The following is a 24,141-nucleotide window of genomic DNA, read 5'->3' on the forward strand; positions in this document are numbered from 1 at the left end:
GAACGGACAGACGGATCAATTGGGAGTGGAGATATGACAACGGAACGCGCAGTTTTAGCCGGAGGCTGCTTCTGGGGCATGCAGGATCTGATCCGCAGGCAGCCGGGCGTGATCTCGACCCGCGTCGGCTACACCGGCGGCGCTGTGAAGAATGCCACCTACCGCAATCATGAAGGTCATGCCGAAGCGATCGAGATCACCTTCGATCCCGCCAAGACCAGCTTTCGGACCATGCTGGAGTTCTTCTTCCAGATCCACGATCCGACCACGCTCAACCGCCAGGGCAATGATTTGGGCACGAGCTATCGCTCGGCGATCTTTTATACCAGCGACGAACAGAAGCGCATCGCAAAGGATACGATTGCAGACGTCGAGGCGTCCGGTCTCTGGCCTGGCAAGGTCGTGACCGAGGTCGCGCCCGCGGGCGAGTTCTGGGAAGCCGAGCCGGAGCACCAGGATTATCTCGAACGCTATCCGGACGGGTACACCTGCCACTTCATCCGCCCCGACTGGAAACTGCCGCGGCGCGGGGCTGCAGCGGCAGGCTAGAGCTGGTCGTCGTTATTGTCGGGGAGAGCCATGCCCGAAATCCGCGAGATCACCGCCGGCATCCGCAGAGCACATCGACCGCTTTTCGGGCCATCTCCCTCAGCTCGGAGCGGCGGGCGCCGGCACGGGCGCGAATGGCGATGGTGTGCATCGTGGCTGAAGCGAGAATGGCAAGCGCCGCTGGATCGGCGTCGCGCTTCAACTCGCCCTTGTCCTGCGCAAGGCGGAAGCGGGCTTCGAAATCGGCATCTATCATCCGCAGTCCCGCCGCGACGCTGCTCCGGATCGCGGCATCTTCGGCGACTTCGGTCACCGCCGTCCCCACCACGAAGCAGCCGCGCGCGGCTCCCTTGCCGGAAAAGTAAATCGACAGCGCCGCGTCATAGGCCAGCATCAGCGCTTCGTCCAAGGGATGGTCCCCGGCGAGAGCCTCACGCGTCGCGGCAAGGCTGATCTCCCAATAACGCGCGAGCGCCTCGAGGTAGAGCGCATGCTTGTTGCCGAACACCGCGTAGAGGCTCGGCGGACTCATCCCGGTCGCGGCAGCGACCTTGTCCAGGGAGGTACCGGAATAGCCCGTCCTCCAGAACGTCTCCGTTGCCCGCTTCAAGGCGGTCTCTGCGTCGTAGGCCGGTGGCCGTCCCCGGCGCGCCGGGCTCGTTTCGCTCTTTTTCCGTGCCATATCGTCAGAACCCCGGTTGCCCTGTTCTACACGTATATTTGTATGGATCGTTATAAAAATCAAGGGTCGCAGCCTTGATCGCCGCGTTGGAGTGCAATATTTGTAACGATCGTTATTAAATAGATTGAACCCGAGGATCTTCCGATGCGTTTCGATTTCGCGCCAATCGCCGGCGGGCTCGGCGATGGCAGCAGCTTCCGCCCGAGCGAGGCTGCCGCGCAATGGTTTGGGGCAGGGCTCGGCAAGCGGCTGCCGCTGATGCTCGCGCTGCCGATGGCGGTGGCCGTGGTTGGCGCCTTCATCTATCTGGCGCAGGAGCAATATGTCTCGACCGACGACGCCTTCGTGCGTGCCGCCAAGGTGACCGTCAACGCGCGCGTTTCCGGCCAGGCGGTCGAGATAGCCGTGCGCGACAACGAGCGCGTCCGGCGGGGGCAGGTGCTGTTTCGCATCGACCCGGAGCCTTATCAAATTGCCGTCGACCAGGCCGAGGCGCGCCTCGGAAGTGCGCGGCTCCAGATCGAGTCCCTCAAGGCGACCCATCGTCAGCAGCAGGCGGAGCTGCAGTCGGCCAAAGAGACGGCTACCTTCGACGAGCGCGAGTTCGATCGCAAGAAGATGCTGGTTGCCTCCGACTTCACGCCACGCGCGGTATATGAGCGGGCCGAGACGGACATGAAGGTCGCTCGCCACCGCATGGCGTCGATCGAACAGCAGATCGCCAACACGATCGTTGCCCTCAACGGCGATGCCGATATCGATGTCGACCGTCATCCGACCGTTCGCGCGGCCAGGGCACAGCTCGACCGTGCGCGGCTGGATCTCTCCTACGCCACCGTGACGGCGCCGGACGACGGCATCGTGACCAAGGTGGACGATCTCCAGATCGGCGGCTTCGTCAATGCCGGGGCAACGACGTTCTCGCTGCTGTCGAGCCGGCACGTCTGGGTCGAGGCGAATTTCCGCGAGACCGGCTTGACCCACATGCGCCCGGGCCAGGAGGCGACGATCGACGTCGATGCCTATCCGGATCGCAAGTTCAAGGCGCACATCGTCAGCATGAGTCCGGGGACCGGCTCTGACTTCTCGCTCCTGCCGCCCGAGAATGCGACGGGAAACTGGGTCAAGGTCGTGCAGCGATTGCCGGTGCGCCTGGAACTCGACGATCTCGATCCGAACCGGCCATTGTTCTCGGGCATCAGCGTGACGGCGCGGGTCGATACAGGCCATCGCCGCAGCTGGCCGCATCTGCTCCAACCGGCGCCTGCAACGGAGGGCAAATGAGTACGCCCCTTCCATCGACCACGGCGCCCGGCGGTCATCACGCGATCGCCGCGGCCGCACTCATGGCGACCTACATGCAGGCCGTCAACATTTCGATACCGAACGCGGCGCTACCCCATATTCAAGCGACGCTCTCGATGGCGAATGACGAGGTCGGCTGGGTGTTTTCCTCCTATATCGCGGCGAGCGCCGTGACCATGTCGATCACGCAATGGCTGGCGGGACGCTACGGCCGGAAAGTGGTCTATCAGGCCGCTGTCACGATCTTCGTGTTGGGTCTCGCCCTCGACACGCTGGCGACGACGTCGATCCACTTCGTGCTGGCGCGAATCCTCCAGGGCGCGGCGAGCGGACCGCTGGCGCCGCTCTCGCTGGCGATCCTGCTCGAGGCGACACCGCCGGCGCGACATGCGCGCATGAACTTGGCCTGGACCGTCTGCTCCCTGCTCGGCATCAGCAGCGGCCCGGCCATTGGCGGCTGGCTCAGCGAATATTACGGCTGGCCCGCGATCTTCTATTTCAGCCTGCCGATGACGGGCTTCATTTTCCTGACGATGGCTCAGCTGCTCGGCGAGAAGCGGGCGGAGCGGAGCCAGCCCTTCGACTTCTTCGGCCTGACGACGTTCTCCGTCGGCATGATAGGGTTGCAGATGTTGCTCGACCGCGGGGAGCGCCTCGAATGGTTTGCCTCGACGGAAATCTGGATCGAGGCGGGCGCCTCCGTGCTCGGCTTCTATCTCTTCGTCGTGCACGTCATGACGACAAAGGAGCACTTTCTCCGCACGGCGCTGTTCAGGGACCGCAATCTCGTGCTCTCGACGGTCATCTCCTTCGCGGTTGGCTTCGTGCTGCTGCCGACCTTGGCCCTGACGTCCCCGATGCTGGAGGAATTGCTCAACTACCCCGTTGACACCACCGGATACATGACCGTTCCGCGCGGCGTCGCGCTGGTGGGAGCGCTGGTGCTGACGAGCCTGGTCCCGGCGCAGATCGACTACCGGCCGTTCCTCGTGGGTGGAATGACGCTGGTGGTCTATGCCAACTGGCTGATGCTTGGCTATTCACCGGCGATGGATTGGCGGCCGGTGGTCGAGGCCGGCCTGCTCCAGGGAGCGGGCCTCGGCATGTTGCTGCCCGCGCTCGCCAGGGCCGCGTTCGGCACGCTCGATCCGAAGCTCCGCCCGGAAGGCAGCGCGCTGATCAACCTGTCGCGCCTCTATGGCAGCACCATCGGCATCGCGGTGGTCCAGCTCTTCTTCTACGCCAACACGCAGGCTGTGCACGTCGCACTCGCAAAGAACCTCACGCCCTACCGAGTCGCTGCATTCGTCGGGGGGCCGATCGCGAAGCCAAGCCTTGCCGCCCTCAACGGCATGGTCACGCGTCAGGCGGCGACCGTCGCGGTCATCGACCAGTTCGAGATCCTGATGCTCGCCATGCTCGTCGTGATTCCGCTCGTGTTTTTTCTCCGTAAGCCGCGGCCGACCGGTTAACGCCTGGAGCCGTGGAATGACATCGCATCGAATACCTCGTCCCTCGCTTTTGAGGGAGCCGAGGACAAACAAAGGAGTATGAGCATGACTTCGTCAGATACGCTTCGTTATACGAGGATTCCAACTCATCAATCCGGGACGATTCCCGCGGTGGGATTTGGCACGCTCATTCCGGATCCGCTCGTGACCAGGCAGGCCACCAAGGCTGCATTGGAGGCCGGATTTCGACACCTTGATTGCGCGGAGCGCTATCGCAACGAGGAAGCGGTCGGCGATGCGCTGCAGGAGACGTTCAAGGAGGGAACGCTTCAGCGCAAGGACCTGTTCGTTACGACGAAGCTATGGAACACCAATCATCGACCGGAACGGGTCAGGCCTGCCTTCGACGCCAGTCGCCGGCGGCTGCAAGTCGACGAGATCGATTGCTACATCATCCATACGCCCTTTGCCTTTCAACCCGGCGACGAACAGGATCCGAGAGATGAGCACGGTCGGGTCATCTATGATTCAGGGGTTACGCTGGCGGAGACGTGGGGGGCGCTGGAGCGCCTGGTCGACGAGGGGCACTGCAAGTCGATCGGTCTGTCGGACATCACCCTGGACAAGCTGCGCGAGATCGTTTCGGTCGCGCGGATCAGGCCCGCCATGGTGCAAGTCGAATCGCATCCGTATCTTCCCGAGTGGGACCTGCTCGACTTCTGTCGAGAGCACGGGATCGTCTTGCAGGCGTTTGCAGCGCTGGGGCACGCGATGAAGCCGAACGTCCTGGCCGATCCGGTGATCACTGCCATCGCGGAGCGTTTGCACAAGACACCGGCCCAAATTGCGCTGGCGTGGGCCGTCCAGCGCGGCACCGCTTTCCTGACGACTTCGACCAATCCCCGGCGCATCCAGGAGAACTTCGATATTTCGGCTTTGCCCAAAGACGCCATGCGAGAGATGAGGGACGAGATCACGACAAACATCAGGTTCAACACGGTCGTCGAGACCGGCGTGCCCGGATTCATTCCGCGCGCCGGATGAATCGGCGCCGGCCAGCCGACTCGTCAAGCTCGGAGCTGCTCGATCAAATCGTGGGCGCTGCGGATTTCGGCGATGCCGGCACCTTCGGTGAACGGCCGGCATGCGCGTTCCAGAATTGCCAAGGCCTCCTTGGTCTGGCCAGCGCCGATCATGTACCGCGCCAGGCTGACCGCGCTTCGCAGCTCCCAGAAGCGCGCGCCTTGCTGGCCGGCAATGTCCATGGCCTCGCGAAAGCGCGGCTCGGCGTCTCCTGAATGCCGGGTGCTCCTGAGCATCAACTCTCCCTTGATGCGGATCAGCTCCGGCAGATACCAGAGCTCCTGCCGGTCGTTGCAGCGGGTCAGGACATCCTCGATCACGTCGAGGCCGCGATCGACCTGGTCGGCCTCTCCGGAACACGCGGCGAGCTCGCCGAGCAGGGGCAGAAAACGCGGCAGGAAGCGCGCATCGCCGGCGCGATTGAGCTCCTCGCGCAGCAGCGGAAGGCCGGTCGAGTCGCCGCGTTTGACCATGACAGCGGCGTTGAAGGCCCTAGCCCACAGGCCCCACAGCCGGATCGCGTGGCGCTCGGTGTGTTCGAGCAGCTCGGCGCCGTGACGCTGCGCGGCGTCGAAATCGCCGGACCAGAAGGCGATCGGACAGGCGGCTTGTCCGAGTACGCTGCAGAAGGTCAGCGCGTGGCCATTGGCGCGGCCTTCCTCGATGTTCCTGGCGGTGAGGGCCTGAGCCTGATCGGCCAGGCCCTGAAGCCACAGGATGCGAGCTCGAAAATATTGGGTCGAGATTCTCAGATCGAGCGGGAAGATCTTCGGCTTCTCCGCCAACACATGCAGCGATGCATTGACCCGGTCGATGCGCAGCCGAGCCTCGTTCTGATCCCCGAGATAGTGCAGCGCCACGGCCATTAGCCGGTCGCCCAGCATGACGTCGGTCCTGTCGGACGAGTTCGCCGCTGCGTTCGCAAAGCGATCGGCGAGCGCACGGGCCTTGCCGAACTGTCCGTTGTTGAACTGGTCGATGCACAAGCCCCAGAGCGCGCGCAGCCGGAAATCCTTGTCGTCGAGCCTGTCAGCCAGCTCGAGGGTCGTCTCGAGGATCGGCCGCGCCTCGCGCGCGCGGCCCTCGCCATACATCAGCGACCAGCCGAGTGCCGACAGGAGCTGCATGCGGATGCGGTCATCGTCGGCGGTGTCTCCGAGCGCTGCGAGTGCCGTTCTGCTGCGCTCACGGCATTCCGCGAACAGTGAAAGACGTACCCACAGCGTGATCGCGGCCGCCGTCAGCGCGATGCCGAGTGTCGCCTCGCCGTCGGGCCCGAAGGCCCAGTCCAACGCCGCGCGCACATTGTCCAGCTCCGCGCCATAGATGCTCAGCCATTCGGGCAGCGGCGTCGAAATATCCGCCTCCGCGCGCTGGAATAAATCGCGAAAATGCTCGGCATGACGCCGCGCGAACTGCCTGGCTTCGCCGAGCTCGTTGAGTTTTCCGTATGCATAGGTGCGCGTGGTGTCGAGCAGCCGATAGCGCAGCGTCCGCGAGCCGGACGGCGAGATCAGCGACTTGGTCACCAGGCTGTCGATTGCTTCGAGGGTCTCGGATGCGTTGAGGCCGTCACCGGACGCGACCGCTGCCGCCGCCTCCGGCGCGAAAGGCCCGGCAAAGACCGACAAGCGTCGCAGCGTGGCGCTCTCCACGGGAGGCAGAAGGTCGTAGCTCCAGTCGAGCGCCGCAGCGAGCGTCTGGTGCCGCGGCACGGCGGTGCGCCGGCCGCGCCATTGCAGCGAAAAGCGGCTGTCGAGCAGGGATGCCGTGCCGGCGATGCCGTAAGCATTGACGCGGCCCGCCGCGAGCTCGATAGCCAGCGCGATGCCGTCGAGGCGCCGGCAGATGCTCGCGACGAGGGGCGCCTCTTCTGCGCTGAGCTGAAACGGTCCCGAGCTCTGCGCAATGCGGTCCACAAAGAGTTGAGCCGCGGGATAGGCAAGAACCTCGTCGACAGCAAGCCCTTCGCGCTCGGGCGGACAATCCAGTGGGAACAGCCGGAAAATCCGCTCGCCTTCGCTCCGGAACGACTCGCGGCTGGTTGCGAGAACACGAAGCTGCGGTGCTTCGCGAACGATGTGCTCGACGAGAGGCGCCAATTGATCCAGCACATGTTCGCAACTGTCGAAGATCAGCAGGGCCGGGCCGATCTTGAGGAAAGTCAGAAGGGCCGGCGTCGGATCTTCCGCGCTGATGGTCAGTCCGAGCGCCGAAGCAATGGTGGTCGCGATGTGACTGGCATCCCTCAGCGGACCGAAATCGACAAAGAAGACTCGCCCGCCGAAATCCTGGGAGCGGCGATGCCCGACGGTGACGGCGACCGAGGTCTTGCCGATGCCGCCCGGGCCGACGACCGTCATGAAGCGATAGAGGGAAAGTCCGTTCGAGATCTTCTCGATGACATCTTCCCGGCCGACCATCCTGGTTAGCTGAGCGGGCAGGGAGCGGGGAGGGGCGGTTTCGGCCGCGAGCGGGGCGGCTGGCGCAGCTGCTTGAGCGAACGAGGCGACAAAGCAATAGCCGCGGCCCGGCACGTTAACGACGTAACGGGCCGACTTGCCGGTATCGCCGAGCGCTTTGCGCAGCGCCGCGACATGGAAGCGCAGACTGCCCTCGTCGACATTGACGCCGGCCCAGATGCGCTTGACCAGCTCTCTCTTGTCGACGACTTCTCCGGGGCGTCCGGCAAGGAAGATGAGAATGTCGAGCGCGCGGCCGCCGACATGAAGCGGCGCCCCCTCCTTCTCCAAGAGCCGGGACTTCGGAAACAGTCGAAATGGCCCAAAGGAAATGGCCGAGTCTTCGCTACGATCTGGCACGCGCCATCGCCCCCTCGAAGGGAGTCAAAAGGTATTACTTTTTGGTCTACCAGAACGAGGCGTACAGTAAACTGGCCGAAAGCAGTGGGCAGGGCTGGCAGCCCTGCGTGGACGGCTTGGGTCGGCTCGCTCGCGAAATTGTGCTTGGAAAGTAAAGAGTTAGGCCGATGTGACAATGCGATGACGCCGAGGCTCGCCCGGATGGAGCATTGACTGTGATGCCGGATTGCTGCGATGGCATCGTCCGGGAGCCGGTCCCGCCACCACATCGACTGCCGACTTCCGGAATTTCCAGCATGGCCTCTTTCACGCGGCGAAAATTCGTGCACGCGTTGACAAGCGCAGCGGCGCTCGCCGCGCTTCCCCGCAGCGGACAAGCCGCCGACTATCCGTCTCGTCCCATTCGCCTGGTGATTCCCTACGGACCCGGTGGATCGGGTGACCAGATCGCGCGCCCCTGGGTTGACAGGATGCCGTCGCTGCTCGGGCCGACCTTCGTCGAATATATCGGCGGTGCGGGCGGCGCCATCGGGACCGCGGCGGTCGCACGCGAGGAGCCCGACGGCTATTCGCTGCTGCTCGGTAACGGCAGCACGCAGGTCATCATTCCCATGACGTCGGCGAATCCCGGATATTCGGTTGGCGATTTCCGCGCCATCTACCGGCTGATCAACAGCGCGCTGGTTTTCGCCGTCAATCCTTCGGTGCCCGCCGCAAACCTGCGCGAGTTGATCGCCTATGCGAAAGCCAATCCGGGAAAGCTGTCCTATGGCACGCCGGGGATCGCCACCGGAAACCATCTGGTCGGCGAATCCTTCAAGCAGCAGGCCGGCGCGCTGGACATCGTCCACGTGCCCTATCGGGGCATCGCGCAAGCGACCAACGACCTCGTCAGCGGCCAGATATCGCTCGTCATTGCCGTCATGTCCGTTCAATTGCAGCAGCTGACTCAAGCGGGGAAAGTCAGGCTGCTCGCGGTCACCACCGAAACGCGGCTGAGCGGCGCGCCGGAGATCCCGACCGCCGTCGAATCCGGCATGCCCGGCATCCGGTATGAGGGATGGTTCGGTCTGTTCGCGCCCAAGGACACCGACGATGCGATCATCGACCGAATCGCGCAGGCGACGCGGCTCGCCATGGCCGAACCGGCGCTTCTGGCGAGCTATCGCGCCCAGGGCATGGAGCCGGACAACGATTCAAGTCCGGACAAATTCCAGCGCATCGTCGAGGCCACATCCGCAAGCCTCGCGCCCCTGATCAAATCGATCGGGCTGAGCAATTTGTGAGGCCGCTCAGCCGTCGGCGCGCGTAACCATGCGCGCCGTCAGCGTGACGAGGCCCATCAGCGCGGCCAGGAGCCAGAACGCCATCGGCAATCCGCCAAAGCGTGCGACGAAGCCGACACCGGCGGGGCCGACGAGAACGCCAGCATAGCCGGCGGTCGTGATCGCCGCAACGGCGAGCCCCGTGGGCATCACCGTCTGCCTCGCCGCCCGGCGGAACAGCACCGGTACGACGTTCGATGCGCCGAGGCCGATCAGCAGGAAGCCGGCTATGGCGACCGCCACGACGGGAGCCGTGAGCAGGACCACGAAACCCGCGATCGCAATCAGGCTGCCCCAGAACAATGTCGTGCGGTCTCCGACGCGTGCGACGACGGCGTCGCCGCCGAGCCGCCCGATCGTCATGGCTACCGAGAACACGATGTAGCCGATCCCGCCTTGCGCTTCGGAAACGAGACCCGCGCCGATGACGAGCAAGGCGCCCCAATCGAGCATCGCGCCTTCGACCAGGAAGGTGATGGCGCAAAGCAGCGCGAGCAGGAGCACGGCGCCATGCGGCAGCACGAACAACGGCCCCTCCTGTACCTGCACAGAGCGAAGCAGCCGCGGCCACGCCGCCAGCATCGCGATCAGCATCAGGACGGAGCAGATCAGCGTGCAAGCGAGCGCGCCGAGTTGCAGCGAGAGTAGTGCGGTCATCAGCGCGGCCCCGGCGAAGCCGCCGATGCTGAACAGCGCGTGGAAGCCGGACATCAGCGGACGTCCTGCGGCGCGCTCCACCTCAACCGCGTGGATGTTCATGGCGACGTCGACGGAGCCGAGCGCGGCGCCAAATGCGAAGAGTGCCAGCGCGAGCGTCATGGACGAGCTCGCGATTGTCAGCAGAGGCAGGACCAGGGCAAGACCGAGCCCGCCCGCAATGATGATCGGCTTGCTGCCATAGCGCGCGCTCAGCACGCCGGTCAGAACCATCGCGACGACCGAGCCGATGCCGAGGCTGAGCAGGAGCAGTCCGAGGATGCCGTCGTCGACGGCGAGCCGCGCCTTCGCGAACGGCACCAGCGGTGCCCAGCACGCGATGCCGAAGCCCGCGACGAGAAAGGCAAGCCTGGTCGCAAGGCGTGTCGCCGGCCTATCGGCAGAGGACATGGGAACTCCGGGGAGGGGAAGCAGGGCAGGGGCAATCGACAAGCCTCGCAATTGTCGCGTCTTTATGTCCGCGGCGGACTCGGATTGTCGCAGGCGGCCCGTGGGGCGGACGGAACGCCAGTGCGAACCAAGGAGTGAGGCTTCGTAGCCCGGATGGAGCGCAGCGCAATCCGGGGCCGCTAGTGCGGCTAGCTAGCGAAAACCCCGGATTACGCTTGCGCTCCATCCGGGCTACCGGATCTTGCTGTGTCGCTCCCCCTGTCAATCCGCCGCCGCAAAAATATTCCACTTTACCGAAATTCGGTTTTGACGTATGTATCGGCCATCCCGGCTCATCCTTGAGGGGCGATCTTGTGGTCGTCATGTTCGCGAGCCGGGCTTGCGGTGGACGCGGCAGCGTTCGGGTGCGAGTGGCCAAGGGCAGGGCGGATTGCTCTCCGTGAGCCCAAGGCTTCGTTCCGACGAGCGGCGCTGCTAGGCTTCGTCTCGTCTGTAAGTTTCCGGCTCCGTCGACAGGGCTGGAAAAACTGCGGCGAAATGGCGGGCCGTGCGTACGGCAAAACCGTGTGGTCCTGGCCGTCGTTGCTACGGTCAAGCCCTGGCGAATGCGGCATCTGCGTCAACCGGCGCGGTGCCGGTGAATTTCGCGAAGGCGAGGGAGGCCAAAGAGAACTCGGCTCCCGGGAGAGCACGGCATAAGCCGTCCAACCATCGCGCAGGGAAGGCCGAGTGATTGGCTACACCTGTATGCTGCTGTGCGGTTTTCCTGCGTGTGCTTTTCGCGCAGCGGACCGCGGGTGCCAGCCGGCACCCGGCCTTCCCTGCGCCCTCTTGGACAAGAGGGTGGAATCACCAGGCAAAGCTCGGGCGAACGCGCCGCGAGGACGCGAAGCCGTGTCTGCGGCTACACACTCCCTGTCATCGCCCGGCTTGACCGGGCGATCCAGTATTCCGAGACAGTTATGATTGAACCGAGAAGCCGCGGCGTACTGGATTCCCCGCTCTCGCGGGGAATGACAGTGGTGCTGGGAGGACGAAGCTGCCGCCTCATACGCCGTCATTGCGAGCGCAGCGAAGCAATCCAGTCTGCCGCCGCGGAGGGATTCTGGATTGCTTCCGCCTTCGCTAAAGCTTCGGCGGACAAGTCGCTTCGCTCGCAATGACGATGGGGAGAGAGTGGGGGCGGCGCGCCGTTCTAGCCGCCGAGTATCCGCCTGCAAGCGTCGACGAACACCTGGGCGCCGGTGGCGATGTCAGCGTCAGCGGTGTTCTCGGTCCAGTGATGGCTGATGCCGCCGATCGACGGTACGAACAGCATGCCCGCGGGCATGACGGCCGCAAGCATCTGCGCATCGTGGCCGGCGCCGCTGGGCATGCGGATGGATCGTCCGCCGGCCAGGGCCTTGCTCGCGGCTTCGATCGCGTCCTGGATGCCCGCGTTCATCATGGCCGGCGCGCCAGTGCGAATCTTTTCCACGGTGACGGTGCAGGGACCGTTCGCGCTGGCCTCGTCCGCCATGCTCCGCAGCAGTTGCTCCAGGCGGGCGATGACAAAAGGATCGTCGTCGCGGATCTGGAACAGCATTTCGGCTCCCCCCGGAATGATGCTGGGCGCGCCGGGATCGAGCGTGATGCGGCCGGTGGTCCAGACCGTGCGCGGCCCGCAGCTATCGGCGAAACGCTCGTCGATCGCGACGCAGAACTTTGCCAGCGCCAGCCCGGCATCCTTCCGTGCAGCCATGCGGGTCGTGCCGGCGTGATTCTGCTCACCGACGAAATTGATCTGGTATTGCCAGATGCCGACGATGGAGGTGACAACGCCGATCGCAAGGCGGCCGCTCTCGAGCGTGTCGCCCTGCTCGATATGGGCTTCCAGATATCCGACGTGCCGGCCCGGCTCGGCGGTAGTGCGCGGTCGTCCTGCGAGCCCCATGTCGGCGAGTGCGTCCCGCATGGTGCGGCCGCTGGTACGGTCGCGTGCGACATCAATGTCGGCCTCGGTCACTTGCCCGACATAGGAGCGCGAACCGAGGAAGTGTCCAAAATGTCCCTCCTCGTCGCACCAGGCGGCAAGTTCGACCGCACCTTCGAGCGAGGGATCGGCATTGAGCACGCGGGCCGCTTCGAGCGCGTAGACGACACCGAGCGGCCCGTCGAGCCAGCCGGCGTAGTTCTGGCTTTCGAGATGTGATCCCGCCAGCAGCTTGGGTCCCGACTTTGCGCTGGTGCCGAAGACATTGCCGATGCCGTCGATCGCGGCGGTGAGGCCCGCGTCGGGTAGCTTCCGCACCAGCCAATCCAGCGAAAGCTTGTGCGGCTCGGAGAAAGTCGGCTTGTGCACGCCGGTCTTGTAGGCGCCGATGGCACGGAGCGCATTGAGATCGGCGAGAACCCGCTCGCCGTTTGCGCGTGAAAAGGTCTCAGGCATGCTCGGCAACCTTCAACGCCTCGGTGCGGATCTCCTCGACCAGCCGTTCCTTCAACTGGACGAATTCGGGCGTGGTCTTGATCTTGTAGGAGCGCGGATGCGGCAGGTCCACGTTGATCTCGGCCTTGATGCGGCCGGGACGCGCGCTCATGACGATGACGCGGCTGCCGAGGAAGATCGCTTCCTCGATGTCGTGGGTCACGAACAGCACGGTCTTCTGGTCGCGCTCCCAGATGCCGAGCAGCATTTCCTGCATCAGGGCGCGTGTCTGGTTGTCGAGCGCGCCGAAGGGCTCGTCGAGCAGCAGGATCTTGGGATCATTGGCGAGCGCGCGCGCGATCGCGGTGCGTTGCTGCATGCCGCCGGAGAGTTGTTTGGGCCAATGGTTCTCAAAGCCGGACAGGCCGACCTGGCGAATGAAGGCGTCGGCGATCTTGTTTCGCTCCGCCTCGGGCACGCCACGCTCGCGCAGGCCGAAGGCGATGTTCTCGCGCACCGTCAGCCAGGGAAACAACGTGTAGGACTGGAACACCATACCGCGGTCGGCGCCCGGGCCGGTCACTTCGCGTCCATCGAGCACCACGCGTCCGCCGGTCGGACGATCGAGGCCGGCGACGATGCGCAGCAGCGTGGACTTGCCGCAGCCGGAAGGGCCAAGGATAGTAACGAAGTCGTTGTTGCCGATCACAAGATCGGTCGGCTCCAGCGCCCTCGTCGGGGCGTTGCCGTGGCGCGCGGGAAAGGTTCGCGAGACCTGTTCGATCTTGAGGATCGTCATGCGAGCCTCCAGGGAAACAGCCACGCGTTGAATGCCTTGAACAGGAAGTCCGAGACCAGGCCGATCAGCCCGATCACGATGATGCCGAAGATGATCTGGCCGGTGTTGAGCAGCGCCTGGCTGTCGGTGATCATGTGGCCGATGCCGGAGGAGGAGCCGATCAGTTCGGCGACGATGACATAGGTCCACGCCCAGCCCAGCACCAGCCGCAGGATCTCGGCGATCTCCGGCGCGGAAGAGGGCAACAGCACGCGGCGGATGATGCCGCGGTCGCTGGCCCCCAGCGTATAGGCCGCCTCGACCAGGTCGCGCCGCGTGGTGCCGACGGTGACCGCGATCATCAGGATGATCTGGAACACCGAGCCGATGAAGATGACGAGCAGCTTCTGCAGCTCGCCGATGCCGGCCCACAGGATCAGGAGGGGAATGAAAGCGGAGGCCGGCAGATAGCGCGCAAAGGAGACGAACGGTTCAAGGAATGCCTCGACCGGCTTGTAGGCGCCCATCAGCACGCCGAACGGCACGGCGATGATGGCGGCCAGTACGAAGCCGCCGACGACGCGCCAGATCGTCATGCCGATGTCGAACAGGAAGCCCTGTTTGATGATCAGATCGACGCCTTCCTGCACCATGGTCAGCGGGTTGGCGAGGAACACTTTCGACACGTGGCCGCCGAAGGTTGCCCAGGACCAGAGGGCAACGAACACCACGAAGAACGCAAGGCCGTAAGCCACGCGCTGCCTTGACGTCACGGGATCGAGGGGACGCATCAAACTGTGTATCCGGGTGGTGAACAAGTCTACCGGCCCCGCCGCGAGACGGGGCCGGCGGCTCCTGGGAGATTTACTTGATGTAGCTGGCGTCGAAGAGATCCTCGACCTTCGGCGCGGCCTTGATGATGCCGATCTCCAGCAGGAGGTCGGCGGCTTCCTTGTTGAAGGTCAGGAAATCGCCGGCGAAGAATTTCTGGTTCGCTGCCTTGTCCTGCCAGCGCAGATACTTTGCCGAGTTGCCGAACGCCTCGCCGCTCTGCTTCACGTCGGCGCCCATGATCTCGTAGGCTTTGGCCTGGTCCTTGGCGATCATGTCGAGCGCCTCGAAATAGCTGTCGGCGAGCGCCTTGGCGGCCTTCGGGTTCTCGGTGAGGAATTTCGGCGTGCAGCCGAACGTGTCCATGACCATCGGATAGTCGAGCGTGGTGGCGATGATCTTGCCCTTGTCGGGGGCGGCACGAACCGTCGACAGATACGGCTCGTAGGTCATCGCGGCATCGTTCTGGCCGGAGACGAAGGCCTGCGCGGCCGCGGCCGGCTCGAGGTTCACGACGGTGACGTCCTTCACCGACAGGCCGTTCTTCTTGAGCATCCAGGCCAGCGCGAAATAGGGCGAGGTGCCGGGCGCGGAAGCCGCAACCGTCTTGCCCTTCAGATCCTTGATCGCGGCGAGCTCGTTCCGCACGGCCATGCCGTCGGCGCCGTAGCTCTTGTCGAGCTGGAAGATCTGCTTGGTCGCGACGCCGTTGGCGTTCCAGGAGATCCAGGTCTCCACGGTCGTTGCCGCGCACTGGACGTCGCCGGACGCGATCGCGAGATGGCGATCCTTCTGCGGAATCTTCTTGATGGTGACGTCGAGGCCGTTCTTCTTGAAGATGCCGGCCTCCTTCGCCAGCGTCAGCGGCGCGAAGCCGGTCCATCCGGAGATGCCGACGCCGACCTTGACGTCGTCGGCGAGCACGGGGGTGGAGACCGTAAGCGCAATGACTGCCGCAAATACTTTCGAACTACGCATGATTGTCGTCCTCTTGCCGATCGATGGATTGACGTCCTGTTGATCATTGTCAGTCCCAATGGACCGTTGCCCGAAACGTTGCACGATTTGTGCCGACATCGTCCTCTCAGCCTCCCTTGAATCGGGCGACAAGGCGGTGAGAGTCACCGGGATAGAGCAGCCGCACGGCGGTGATCGTGCGCGTGCTGCGCCAGGTATAGCGGTCGATCACGAGGCAGGGTGCGCCGACGGCGATGTCGAGCGCTTCGGCCGTGCGATCGTCCGCAACGATAGCGCTGATCGTATGCTCTGCCTCTGTCCATGGAACATGGTGAAGCAGCCATGAGCCGGGTGGCTCACGCGAAAAATCCGCGGTCGCCGCATCCGGCACCGACGCGAGATCGATCAGTCTGTCCTCGACGGCGAAAGGCACGTTGTCGGCGCTGTGGCGGCAGGTGATCGCGACCACCTTGCCCGCCTTCTTGACGCCGAGGCGGTCGCGGTCGGCAGCGGTTGCGGCGCGGAGCTTGCGACCGATCAGCTCGTAGCCGTAAGCGCGCCCAAGCCCGGTGATCTCTGCGCGCATGTCGGCGATCTTGAGCACGGCCGACTGGTGTTGCGGCCGGCGGACGAAGGAGCCGGCACGTCGCCGCCGCTCGATCAGGTCGGCTTGGGCGAGCTCCGACAGCGCCTTGTTCACGGTCATGCGCGAGCAGCCGTAGCGCGCGACCAGTTCGTGCTCGAACGGGATGCGATGGCCCGGCGGCCATTCCCCGGTCAGGATGCGCTTCTCGATGTCGGCGCGGATCCGTTTGTAGAGCGTCGGCTTGTCGGCGGCATCTGTGGCGAGGCTCATGCGACGAGCCTCCGGACCGACGCGTTGAAGCGTTCGCGTGCGGTCTGGCGCAGCCGGTGCCGTCCGCCCTCGACGACCTTGTCGCCGCCGGCCCAGACGCAATCGACCGCACCGCTGCCTGCGGCAAAGATCCAGCCGTCGATGACGGCGTCGCGCGCGCGCCCCGCCAGCGAGGGATGCGTGGTGTCGAGCGTGACGATGTCGGCGCGCGCACCTGGCGTGAGACCGACTGACATCTGTGCTAGTGCCCGCGCGCCGCCTGAAAGCGCATGATCGAACAGGGCGCGTCCCGTCGAGCGGCCTGCGCCGGCGGAGAGCACGTTGCGCTCGCGGTGCTTGAGCCGTTGGCCATATTCGAGCTGGCGCAGCTCGTCGGCGACGCCGACCAGCACATTGGAATCCGTGCCAATGCCAAAGGCACCGCCGGCACCGACGAATTCGCGAGCCGAGAAAATGCCGTCGCCAAGGCTTGCCTCGGTGATAGGGCAGAGTCCCGCGACCGCGCCAGTCTTGGCGAATGCAGTGACTTCTTCATCCGTCGTGTGGGTCGCGTGGATGAGGCACCAGCGTCGGTCGACTGGCGCGTGCTCAAGCAGCCATTGCACTGGACGCTGTCCAGACCAGGCCAGGCAATCCTCGACCTCCTTCACCTGCTCGGCGGCATGAATGTGCACCGGGCCGCCGTCCGCGAGCGGAATGATCGCTGCAAGCTCGGCCGGCGTCACAGCGCGCAAACTGTGCGGCGCGATACCGATATTTGCGCCCGGCAATTGTTCAATCGCCTTGCGCGAGGCGCTCACCAGCGCGGCGAACTGATCAACCGTACAGATGAAGCGGCGCTGGTCGGCATGCGGTGCTGCGCCACCAAATGAGCCGTGCGCATAAAAACTCGGCAGCAATGTCAGTGCAATACCCGAGGCTTCGGCGGCCTGCGCGATGCGTGCGGCCATTTCGCCGATGTCGGCGTAGGGCGAGCCATCGCGGTCATGATGCAGATAATGGAATTCGCCGACGCGGGTAAAACCCTGCTCCAGCATCTCGACATAAAGCAGTGTCGCGACCGCTGCGACGTCGTCAGGCGTCATCGCCAGCGCGAAGCGGTACATCGCCTCGCGCCAGGTCCAGAAGGTGTCGGTGCTGTCGCCGCGCAGTTCTGCGAGACCCGCCATGCCGCGCTGGAAGGCGTGGCTGTGCAGGCTCGCAAGTCCCGGAAGCGCGATGTCGTGGTGTTCGTCCCCGGAGGCCGGGGCCACGCCCGGCGTCACCTCGGCGATCGCGCCGGCGGTGATCACCACCTGCACGTCATTGGCCCAGCCCGAGGGCAGGAGCGCGGAGGCGAAATGCAGTCGTGTCATGTTTCCATGCCGGCTGGACAGAACCGCGACACGATTATATGTCTAGACATATAAGTCAAGCATCCCAGGGCGCAGGGGCATCCGCGAAGGGACAGTTGCATGGCAGAGCGCTTCGACCGGATCTGGCATAACGCCCGGCTCGCCACGATGCGGGCCGACCGCCCCGATCTTGGTGAGATCGAGCATGGCGTGATCGCCGCGCGCGCCGGCCGTATCGTCTATGCAGGTGCGCAGACTGATTTTCCGGCGGATGCCGATGCAGCCGAACGGATCGATTGCGGAGGGCGCTGGATCACGCCCGGTCTCGTCGATTGTCACACCCATCTGGTCTATGGCGGCAACCGCGCCCATGAATTCGAGCTGCGCCTGAAGGGCGCGAGCTACGAGGAGATCGCGCGCGCCGGCGGCGGTATCGTCTCGACAGTGGCCGCGACGCGCAAGGCAAGCGAGGCCGAGCTCGTAGCACACGCGCTGCCGCGGCTCGATGCGCTGATTGCCGAGGGTGCCACCACGGTCGAGATCAAGTCCGGCTACGGCTTGGATACCGAGACCGAGATGCGCCAGCTGGCCGCCGCGCGAAGCCTCGGCTGTCAGCGGTCGGTCGCGATCCGCACATCCTTCCTCGGCGCGCATGCGCTGCCGATCGAGGCGGAGGGCGACAAGGATCGTTACATCGATCTCGTCTGCAGGGAGATGTTGCCTGCGATTGCAAAGGCCGGCCTGGCCGATGCCGTCGATGCCTTCATGGAGGGGATTGCATTTTCCGGCGAGCAGACGGCGCAGGTGTTCGAGACAGCGGGGCGGCTTGGACTGCCGGTTAAGCTGCATGCCGACCAGCTCTCGAACCTCGGCGGCGCTGCGCTTGCCGCGAAATTCTCGGCGCTATCGGCTGATCACCTCGAGCACACCGACGAAGCCGGTGCAGCGGCGATGGCAAAAGCTAAAACGGTGGCCGTGCTGCTGCCCGGCGCCTTCTACTTCATCCGCGAGACGCAAAAACCGCCGGTCGAGGCGTTCCGCAAGCACGGCGTTGCCATGGCGCTTGCGACCGACTGCAATCCGGGCAGCTCGCCGCTGACTTCGCTCCTGCTTGCCATGAACATGGGCGCGACGCTGTTCCGGATGAATGTGGCCGAATGCCTTGCCGGCGTCACCCGGGAAGGCGCGCGAGCGCTCGGCGTGCTCCATGATACCGGCACGTTAGAGGCAGGCAAATGGTGTGATCTTGCGATCTGGGACATCGAGTGCCCCGCCGAGCTGGTCTACCGTATCGGCTTCAATCCGCTGCACCGCCGGGTGTGGAGGGGACAATGACGGAGAAGCGCGCGCCGATCGTCGTCAAGCCGGGAACCGTCGGCCTCGATGACCTCGCGCGCGTGCTCGAAGGCGCGTCTGTTGTTCTAGATCCCTCGTTCTGGCCGCGCGTCGACGCGGCCGCGGAGATCGTTGCAAGGGCCGCGCGCGCCGACGCTCCCGTGTACGGGATCAACACCGGCTTCGGCAAACTTGCCTCGAAGCGCATTCCGCCGGACCAGACCGCGCTGCTCCAGCGCAACCTCATCGTCTCGCATTGCTGCGGCGTCGGTGCGGCGACGCCCGAGCCCATCGTCCGCCTGATGATGGCACTGAAGATCATCTCGCTCGGGCGCGGCGCCTCCGGCGTGCGCCGCGAGGTGATCGAGCAGCTGCAGGCCATGCTGGCGCGGCGCGTCTCACCGCTGGTGCCGCAGCAGGGTTCGGTCGGCGCTTCCGGTGACCTCGCGCCGCTCGCGCATATGACCGCCGTGATGATCGGCGAAGGGCAGGCGATCGTCGATGGCAAGATCGTATCGGGCCGCGAGGCGCTCGCCGCGGCCGGCCTGCCGCCACTGACGCTCGGTCCCAAGGAAGGGCTCGCGCTGATCAACGGCACGCAATTCTCCACTGCCTACGCCGTCTCCGGCGTGCTGCGCGCATTTCGCCTGGCCCGCGCCGCGCTCGTCACCGGCGCGCTGTCGGTCGATGCGGCGATGGCCTCGACGGCGCCGTTCCGCCCCGAAATCCAGGCGCTGCGCGGCCATTCGGGACAGATCGCGGCCGCGGCAGCCTTGATGGCGCTGCTCGAGGGCAGCGACATCCGCCTGTCGCATCTCGAAGGCGACGAGCGCGTGCAGGATCCCTATTGCCTGCGCTGCCAGCCGCAGGTCGCAGGCGCGGCGCTCGACCTGATCGTGCAGGCGGCGCGGACGCTGATCGTCGAGGCCAATGCCGTCACCGACAATCCGCTCGTGCTGGTCGAGACCGGCGAGATCGTCTCCGGCGGAAACTTCCATGCCGAACCGGTGGCCTTTGCCGCGGATACCATCGCGCTTGCGCTGTCGGAAATCGGTGCGATCAGCGAGCGGCGCATCGCGACGCTGGTCGATCCCGCGCTCAATTTCGGCCTGCCGCCGTTCCTCACTCCCGATCCCGGTATCAATTCCGGCTTCATGATCGCCGAGGTGACGGCGGCCGCGCTCTATGCCGAGAACAAGCAGCGCGCGGCCGCCTGCTCGATCGACTCGACGCCGACCAGTGCCAACCAGGAAGACCACGTCTCGATGGCCGCGCATGCCGCACGGCGGCTGTCCGATATGGCCGACAATCTCGCTGCCATCCTCGGCATCGAGTTCCTGGTCGCCGCCCAGGGCATCACGCTACGCGCGCCGCACGCGACGAGTGCGCCGCTCGTTGCCGTCATTGCGGCACTGCGCGAGCAGGTAGCGCCGCTCGGCGCCGACCGCTACATGGCCGGCGATCTCGCCAAGGCTGCAGCGATGATCGAGGCCGACGCGCTGCCGGCTGCGGCGCTCGCCGTACTTTCAACCGACCCGTTTCCGACGCTTGCCTGACGAGGTGTTCCGCATGAACCGCCGACTGGACAATGACCGCACCATCCGCGCGCCCCGCGGCAGCGAAATCAGCGCCAAGAGCTGGCTGACGGAAGCGCCCTTGCGCATGCTCATGAACAATCTCGATCCCGACGTTGCAGAACGTCCGAGCGAGCTCGTGGTCTATGGCGGCATCGGCCGCGCCGCGCGCGACTGGGAGAGCTTTGACCGGATCATTGCGACGTTGCGCAAGCTCGAAGCCGACGAGACGCTCCTGGTCCAGTCCGGCAAGCCGGTCGGCGTGTTCCGCACCCATGCTGACGCGCCGCGCGTCCTGATCGCCAACTCCAACATCGTGCCGCACTGGGCGACGCTCGATCATTTCAACGAGCTCGATCGCAAGGGCCTGATGATGTACGGCCAGATGACGGCGGGTTCCTGGATCTATATCGGCAGCCAGGGCATCGTGCAGGGCACCTACGAGACTTTTGTTGAGGTCGGGCGTCGCCATTACGGCGGCAGCCTCGCCGGCAAATGGATTCTGACGGCCGGTCTCGGCGGCATGGGCGGCGCGCAGCCGCTGGCTGCGACCATGGCGGGAGCCTCGATGCTGGCAGTCGAATGCCAGCCGAGCCGCATCGAGATGCGTCTGCGCACCGGTTATCTCGATCGCCAGGCCGCCACGCTCGACGAGGCACTTGCGATCACGGCGGAGGCGGCCAAGACGAAGAAGGCGGTCTCGGTCGGTCTGCTCGGCAATGCCGCGGAGATTTTTCCCGAGCTGGTCCGCCGCGGCGTCAGGCCCGATATCGTCACCGACCAGACCAGCGCGCACGATCCGATCAACGGCTATTTGCCGAAGGGCTGGACGCTCGCGGAGTGGGAAGCCACGCGCGCCGCCGACCCCAAGGCCGTGGAGCGCGCCTCGAAAACCTCGATGGTCGAGCACGTCCAGGCCATGCTGGATTTCCATGCGCAAGGCATCCCGACCCTCGACTACGGCAACAACATCCGCCAGATGGCCCAGGACATGGGCCTGAAGAATGCCTTCGATTTTCCGGGCTTTGTCCCCGCCTATATCCGTCCGTTGTTCTGCCGCGGCGTCGGGCCGTTCCGCTGGGCGGCGCTGTCGGGAGATCCCGAGGACATCTTCAAGACCGACGCCAAGGTCAAGGAGCTGATGCCTGACGACAAGCACCTGCACAATTGGCTCGACATGGCCAGGGAGCGCATCAAGTTTCAGGGCCTGCCGGCACGGATCTGCTGGGTCGGGCTTGGCGATCGCGATCGCCTGGGCCTTGCCTTCAACGAGATGGTGGCGCGCGGCGAATTGAAGGCACCCATCGTGATCGGCCGCGACCATCTCGACAGCGGCTCGGTGGCGAGCCCCAACCGCGAAACCGAAGCGATGAAGGACGGGTCGGATGCTGTGTCCGACTGGCCCTTGCTCAACGCTCTGCTCAATTGCGCCAGCGGCGCGACCTGGGTGTCGCTGCATCATGGCGGTGGCGTCGGTATCGGCTATTCCCAGCATGCCGGCATGGTGATCGTCGCCGACGGCACGCCGGAAGCGGCGAAGCGGATCGCGCGCGTGCTCTGGAACGACCCTGGCAGCGGAGTCATGCGCCACGCCGACGCGGGCTACGACACCGCGATCGAATGTGCCCGCGACAAGGGGCTCGATCTGCCGAGCCTGCGCTAGTCCAGGCGCGACTCAGGCCACGACCCTGGCACCGGCGCCGCCAAGGCGCTGGCGTTCCTTTGCGAGATACTCGTCGATCGCGTCGCCGTGCATGGGCTTGGCGAAGTAGTAGCCCTGGATGAAGTCGCATCCCAGCCGGCGCAGGGTGTCGAGCTGAGCGCGGGTCTCGACGCCCTCGGCGACGCAGGCGATCTCCATGTCGTCACAGAGGCCTGTGAGGGACTTGATGATCTTGTGGCTCACTGCATTGTCATTGACGTCGGCGATGAAGCTGCGGTCGATCTTGATCTTGTCGAGCGGCAGCCAGTGCACGTGGCTCAGCGAGGAATAGCCGGTGCCGAAATCGTCCAGCGAAATGCCGCAGCCCATCGCCTTCAATGCCGCGATCGACTGTTGTGCGCGTACGAAATCGAAGGTGACGGCGGTCTCGGTGATCTCGAAATCGATCCGGCGCGACGACAGCCCGCTCTTCTCGACGATGGTGATCAGCGGCAGGATGCCCTCGGGCGAGCAGATGTCGTGCGCGGACAGGTTGAACGACAGGCGGATGTGGTCGGGCCAGGTCCTGGCCGTCGCGAGCGCGCGCGCCAGCAGCGCTTGCGTCAGCGGCCGGATCAGGCCGATGCGCTCGGCGGCGGGAATGAAGTCGGCCGGCGAAACCAGGCCGAGGCGGGAGCTGCGCCAGCGCGCCAGGACCTCGAAGCCGGCGGTGTGCTCGCTCATGGCGTCCACGATCGGCTGGAACACCAAGTCCATCTCGGTGCTGAAATCGGCGGTGCGCAGCAAATTCTCGATGACGCCGCGGCTGCGGATCTCGGCCTCGAGCTCGCTCGAGAAGATCACGGTGCGGCCGCGCAGATGCCGCTTGGCGTGATAGAGCGAATAGTCGGCGCATTCATAGAGCGCTTCCGCCGTCGTTGCCGATTGCGGGAATAGCGCGAAGCCGATCGAGCAGGACAGCCCGGTATGGGCGGTGTCGAGCTGGTAGGGCAGCTTGACCTGGTCACCAACGCGTTCGCCGAGCCGCATCAGATCCGCATCGTCAGGGTCGCCGCACACGACGAGGCCGAACTCGTCGCCGCCGAGCCTGGCGAATTCCACCCGCTGCGGGCCGAAGCCCTCGCAGACTTCGCGGATGCGCCGGCCCGCCTCGATCAGAACGCGGTCGCCGACCGAATGGCCGTAATTGTCGTTGATCGGCTTGAAGCCATCGAGGTCGATGATCCCGACCGCGACGCGAACGTTCCTGCGCTCGGCATCGGTGAACGCGCTCGACAGCTCGGCGAAGAAGCGGCGGCGGTTCGGCAGTTCGGTCAGGGAATCGAGGTTGGCGAGGCGGAAGTTCTCGTCCGAGAGGGCTTGGGTCGCCGCCTGCTGCGCCAGCAGCGATTTGCGGCTCGCGACGAGATCGGCGAAGTCGCGATAGTAGATGAACAGCACCGTCACCATCGCCCCCGACACGAGCAGATTGTTGACGGCGATCGCCTTCAGCGTCGGCTCGCCGGTGGCCCAGAAGAACAGCACATAGGGCACGTCGACGACCAGCGTCACGATCAGTGCCGCCGAGCGCAGATGCATCAGCGAGAAGATGCAGCCGATCACGGTCACCGCCATGTAAAAGGCAACCTGGCTCTTGGCGAAGGGGTCGCCGTAAGGGTAGAGCGCGAAGGACCAGACTGTGAAGCCCGCGCCGATCGGCAATGTCATCCAGTTGGTGGCGCGCAGATTGCGTAGGATGTCGGCATCGGTGCGCACGAGGTGCCGTTGGCGCAGCCACCAGAAGGTGCGAAGCGCCGCGAGCGCGGTCAGCACGGATGGCACGATGAGCGTCAACCAGTCCGGCGCCACGCTCACATAGGTATAGGCGACAGCGATCGTGTTGCTCATGAGGATGAAATAGAGCAACGGGATCTGCTTGGAGAAGGCGTCGAATTGCGCGCGCGTGAGGTCGGGGTCAGCGGGCACGCGAAACAGCTGCAACGCGGCGGCGAGATGAGACTTCAAATTGGTGACAGGCATTGCAATACGAGCCCCGGATCCCCTTCAAAACGCTGGGGATGTTGCACGGCGAGGGTAAAGGTC

General features: G+C 65.0%; 18 protein-coding genes. 8 read left to right on the top strand and 10 right to left on the bottom strand.

Translation table 11 applies throughout. The features are described from left to right. Nucleotides 1–33: 33 nt before the first annotated feature. Nucleotides 34–549, top strand: a complete 516-nt coding sequence (gene msrA / locus BRA1253DRAFT_RS32350) for a peptide-methionine (S)-S-oxide reductase MsrA (protein ID WP_007601292.1) — start codon at nucleotides 34–36, stop codon at nucleotides 547–549. 49 nt (nucleotides 550–598) lie between these two features. On the opposite strand, the gene BRA1253DRAFT_RS32355 is transcribed toward msrA, so the two are convergent. Next, nucleotides 599–1,159, bottom strand: coding sequence for a TetR/AcrR family transcriptional regulator (locus BRA1253DRAFT_RS32355; protein ID WP_245286012.1), 561 nt, complete (start codon nucleotides 1,157–1,159; stop codon nucleotides 599–601). Nucleotides 1,160–1,375: 216 nt separating this feature from the next. Between BRA1253DRAFT_RS32355 and BRA1253DRAFT_RS32360 the strand changes: the two genes are divergently transcribed. The 3 genes from BRA1253DRAFT_RS32360 (at nucleotide 1,376) to BRA1253DRAFT_RS32370 (ending at nucleotide 5,031) form a co-directional block, all read left to right on the top strand. Beyond that, complete coding sequence (locus BRA1253DRAFT_RS32360) at nucleotides 1,376–2,515, top strand: HlyD family secretion protein (protein ID WP_007601296.1); 1,140 nt, start codon at nucleotides 1,376–1,378, stop codon at nucleotides 2,513–2,515. Continuing rightward, the gene (locus BRA1253DRAFT_RS32365) at nucleotides 2,512–4,008 is read left to right on the top strand and encodes an MDR family MFS transporter (protein ID WP_007601298.1); all 1,497 of its coding nucleotides are present in this window, start codon (nucleotides 2,512–2,514) and stop codon (nucleotides 4,006–4,008) included. Before BRA1253DRAFT_RS32360 ends, BRA1253DRAFT_RS32365 begins: the two co-directional genes overlap by 4 nt. 84 nt (nucleotides 4,009–4,092) lie before the next feature. Continuing rightward, nucleotides 4,093–5,031, top strand: coding sequence for an aldo/keto reductase (locus BRA1253DRAFT_RS32370; RefSeq protein WP_007601300.1), 939 nt, complete (start codon nucleotides 4,093–4,095; stop codon nucleotides 5,029–5,031). 23 nt (nucleotides 5,032–5,054) lie between these two features. Here the strand turns inward: BRA1253DRAFT_RS32370 and BRA1253DRAFT_RS32375 are convergent, their stop codons facing one another. Next, the gene (locus BRA1253DRAFT_RS32375) at nucleotides 5,055–7,892 is read right to left on the bottom strand and encodes a winged helix-turn-helix domain-containing protein (protein WP_007601302.1); all 2,838 of its coding nucleotides are present in this window, start codon (nucleotides 7,890–7,892) and stop codon (nucleotides 5,055–5,057) included. 296 nt (nucleotides 7,893–8,188) lie between these two features. On the opposite strand from BRA1253DRAFT_RS32375, the gene BRA1253DRAFT_RS32380 reads away from it, so the two are divergent. Continuing rightward, a complete protein-coding gene (locus BRA1253DRAFT_RS32380; protein WP_007601303.1) occupies nucleotides 8,189–9,178 on the top strand; it encodes a tripartite tricarboxylate transporter substrate binding protein in 990 nt (329 codons plus the stop codon). A 6-nt stretch (nucleotides 9,179–9,184) separates the two neighbouring features. On the opposite strand, the gene BRA1253DRAFT_RS32385 is transcribed toward BRA1253DRAFT_RS32380, so the two are convergent. From BRA1253DRAFT_RS32385 to BRA1253DRAFT_RS32415, 7 genes are all read right to left on the bottom strand, one after another. After that, nucleotides 9,185–10,324, bottom strand: coding sequence for an MFS transporter (locus tag BRA1253DRAFT_RS32385; RefSeq protein WP_007601306.1), 1,140 nt, complete (start codon nucleotides 10,322–10,324; stop codon nucleotides 9,185–9,187). A gap of 1,195 nt (nucleotides 10,325–11,519) precedes the next feature. Continuing rightward, nucleotides 11,520–12,752, bottom strand: coding sequence for a Zn-dependent hydrolase (locus BRA1253DRAFT_RS32390; RefSeq protein ID WP_007601308.1), 1,233 nt, complete (start codon nucleotides 12,750–12,752; stop codon nucleotides 11,520–11,522). Beyond that, entirely contained in the window at nucleotides 12,745–13,530 is a 786-nt protein-coding gene (locus BRA1253DRAFT_RS32395; protein WP_007601311.1) for an ABC transporter ATP-binding protein, read from the bottom strand. Before BRA1253DRAFT_RS32395 ends, BRA1253DRAFT_RS32390 begins: the two co-directional genes overlap by 8 nt. Continuing rightward, complete coding sequence (locus BRA1253DRAFT_RS32400) at nucleotides 13,527–14,300, bottom strand: ABC transporter permease (RefSeq protein ID WP_007601313.1); 774 nt, start codon at nucleotides 14,298–14,300, stop codon at nucleotides 13,527–13,529. Before BRA1253DRAFT_RS32400 ends, BRA1253DRAFT_RS32395 begins: the two co-directional genes overlap by 4 nt. A 73-nt stretch (nucleotides 14,301–14,373) precedes the next feature. Then, a complete protein-coding gene (locus tag BRA1253DRAFT_RS32405; RefSeq protein WP_007601314.1) occupies nucleotides 14,374–15,318 on the bottom strand; it encodes an ABC transporter substrate-binding protein in 945 nt (314 codons plus the stop codon). Nucleotides 15,319–15,424: 106 nt separating this feature from the next. Next, nucleotides 15,425–16,153, bottom strand: a complete 729-nt coding sequence (hutC, locus tag BRA1253DRAFT_RS32410) for a histidine utilization repressor (protein ID WP_007601316.1) — start codon at nucleotides 16,151–16,153, stop codon at nucleotides 15,425–15,427. After that, nucleotides 16,150–17,508, bottom strand: coding sequence for a formimidoylglutamate deiminase (locus tag BRA1253DRAFT_RS32415; RefSeq protein WP_007601318.1), 1,359 nt, complete (start codon nucleotides 17,506–17,508; stop codon nucleotides 16,150–16,152). The genes hutC and BRA1253DRAFT_RS32415 overlap by 4 nt, the downstream gene beginning before the upstream one ends. A 99-nt stretch (nucleotides 17,509–17,607) precedes the next feature. Between BRA1253DRAFT_RS32415 and hutI the strand changes: the two genes are divergently transcribed. Genes hutI through hutU form a run of 3 tightly spaced genes read left to right on the top strand, consistent with a single transcriptional unit; the run spans nucleotide 17,608 to nucleotide 22,059 of the window. Continuing rightward, entirely contained in the window at nucleotides 17,608–18,822 is a 1,215-nt protein-coding gene (gene hutI / locus BRA1253DRAFT_RS32420) for an imidazolonepropionase (RefSeq protein ID WP_007601320.1), read from the top strand. Beyond that, nucleotides 18,819–20,378 carry a histidine ammonia-lyase gene (hutH, locus tag BRA1253DRAFT_RS32425; RefSeq protein WP_007601333.1) on the top strand — a complete coding sequence of 520 codons (1,560 nt, stop codon included), beginning with the start codon at nucleotides 18,819–18,821 and terminating at the stop codon, nucleotides 20,376–20,378. The genes hutI and hutH overlap by 4 nt, the downstream gene beginning before the upstream one ends. Nucleotides 20,379–20,391: 13 nt before the next feature. Next, a complete protein-coding gene (gene hutU, locus BRA1253DRAFT_RS32430; protein WP_007601335.1) occupies nucleotides 20,392–22,059 on the top strand; it encodes a urocanate hydratase in 1,668 nt (555 codons plus the stop codon). A gap of 12 nt (nucleotides 22,060–22,071) precedes the next feature. Here hutU and BRA1253DRAFT_RS32435 read toward each other — a convergent pair whose 3' ends face one another. Next, a complete protein-coding gene (locus BRA1253DRAFT_RS32435; RefSeq protein ID WP_007601337.1) occupies nucleotides 22,072–24,078 on the bottom strand; it encodes a bifunctional diguanylate cyclase/phosphodiesterase in 2,007 nt (668 codons plus the stop codon). Nucleotides 24,079–24,141 lie beyond the last annotated feature (63 nt).

This window comes from Bradyrhizobium sp. WSM1253, from assembly GCF_000244935.1.
Lineage (GTDB): Bacteria > Pseudomonadota > Alphaproteobacteria > Rhizobiales > Xanthobacteraceae > Bradyrhizobium > Bradyrhizobium canariense.

What these genes read in the sequence shown, in the direction of transcription:
- BRA1253DRAFT_RS32395 (WP_007601311.1), bottom strand. Translation starts at nt 13,530, where the DNA reads ATGACGATCCTCAAGATCGAACAGGTCTCGCGAACCTTTCCCGCGCGC.
- hutH (WP_007601333.1), top strand. Translation starts at nt 18,819, where the DNA reads ATGACGGAGAAGCGCGCGCCGATCGTCGTCAAGCCGGGAACCGTCGGC.
- msrA (WP_007601292.1), top strand. Translation starts at nt 34, where the DNA reads ATGACAACGGAACGCGCAGTTTTAGCCGGAGGCTGCTTCTGGGGCATG.
- BRA1253DRAFT_RS32405 (WP_007601314.1), bottom strand. Translation starts at nt 15,318, where the DNA reads ATGCGTAGTTCGAAAGTATTTGCGGCAGTCATTGCGCTTACGGTCTCC.
- BRA1253DRAFT_RS32370 (WP_007601300.1), top strand. Translation starts at nt 4,093, where the DNA reads ATGACTTCGTCAGATACGCTTCGTTATACGAGGATTCCAACTCATCAA.
- BRA1253DRAFT_RS32360 (WP_007601296.1), top strand. Translation starts at nt 1,376, where the DNA reads ATGCGTTTCGATTTCGCGCCAATCGCCGGCGGGCTCGGCGATGGCAGC.
- BRA1253DRAFT_RS32400 (WP_007601313.1), bottom strand. Translation starts at nt 14,300, where the DNA reads ATGCGTCCCCTCGATCCCGTGACGTCAAGGCAGCGCGTGGCTTACGGC.
- BRA1253DRAFT_RS32415 (WP_007601318.1), bottom strand. Translation starts at nt 17,508, where the DNA reads ATGACACGACTGCATTTCGCCTCCGCGCTCCTGCCCTCGGGCTGGGCC.
- hutU (WP_007601335.1), top strand. Translation starts at nt 20,392, where the DNA reads ATGAACCGCCGACTGGACAATGACCGCACCATCCGCGCGCCCCGCGGC.
- BRA1253DRAFT_RS32435 (WP_007601337.1), bottom strand. Translation starts at nt 24,078, where the DNA reads ATGCCTGTCACCAATTTGAAGTCTCATCTCGCCGCCGCGTTGCAGCTG.
- hutI (WP_007601320.1), top strand. Translation starts at nt 17,608, where the DNA reads ATGGCAGAGCGCTTCGACCGGATCTGGCATAACGCCCGGCTCGCCACG.
- BRA1253DRAFT_RS32390 (WP_007601308.1), bottom strand. Translation starts at nt 12,752, where the DNA reads ATGCCTGAGACCTTTTCACGCGCAAACGGCGAGCGGGTTCTCGCCGAT.
- BRA1253DRAFT_RS32365 (WP_007601298.1), top strand. Translation starts at nt 2,512, where the DNA reads ATGAGTACGCCCCTTCCATCGACCACGGCGCCCGGCGGTCATCACGCG.
- hutC (WP_007601316.1), bottom strand. Translation starts at nt 16,153, where the DNA reads ATGAGCCTCGCCACAGATGCCGCCGACAAGCCGACGCTCTACAAACGG.
- BRA1253DRAFT_RS32385 (WP_007601306.1), bottom strand. Translation starts at nt 10,324, where the DNA reads ATGTCCTCTGCCGATAGGCCGGCGACACGCCTTGCGACCAGGCTTGCC.
- BRA1253DRAFT_RS32380 (WP_007601303.1), top strand. Translation starts at nt 8,189, where the DNA reads ATGGCCTCTTTCACGCGGCGAAAATTCGTGCACGCGTTGACAAGCGCA.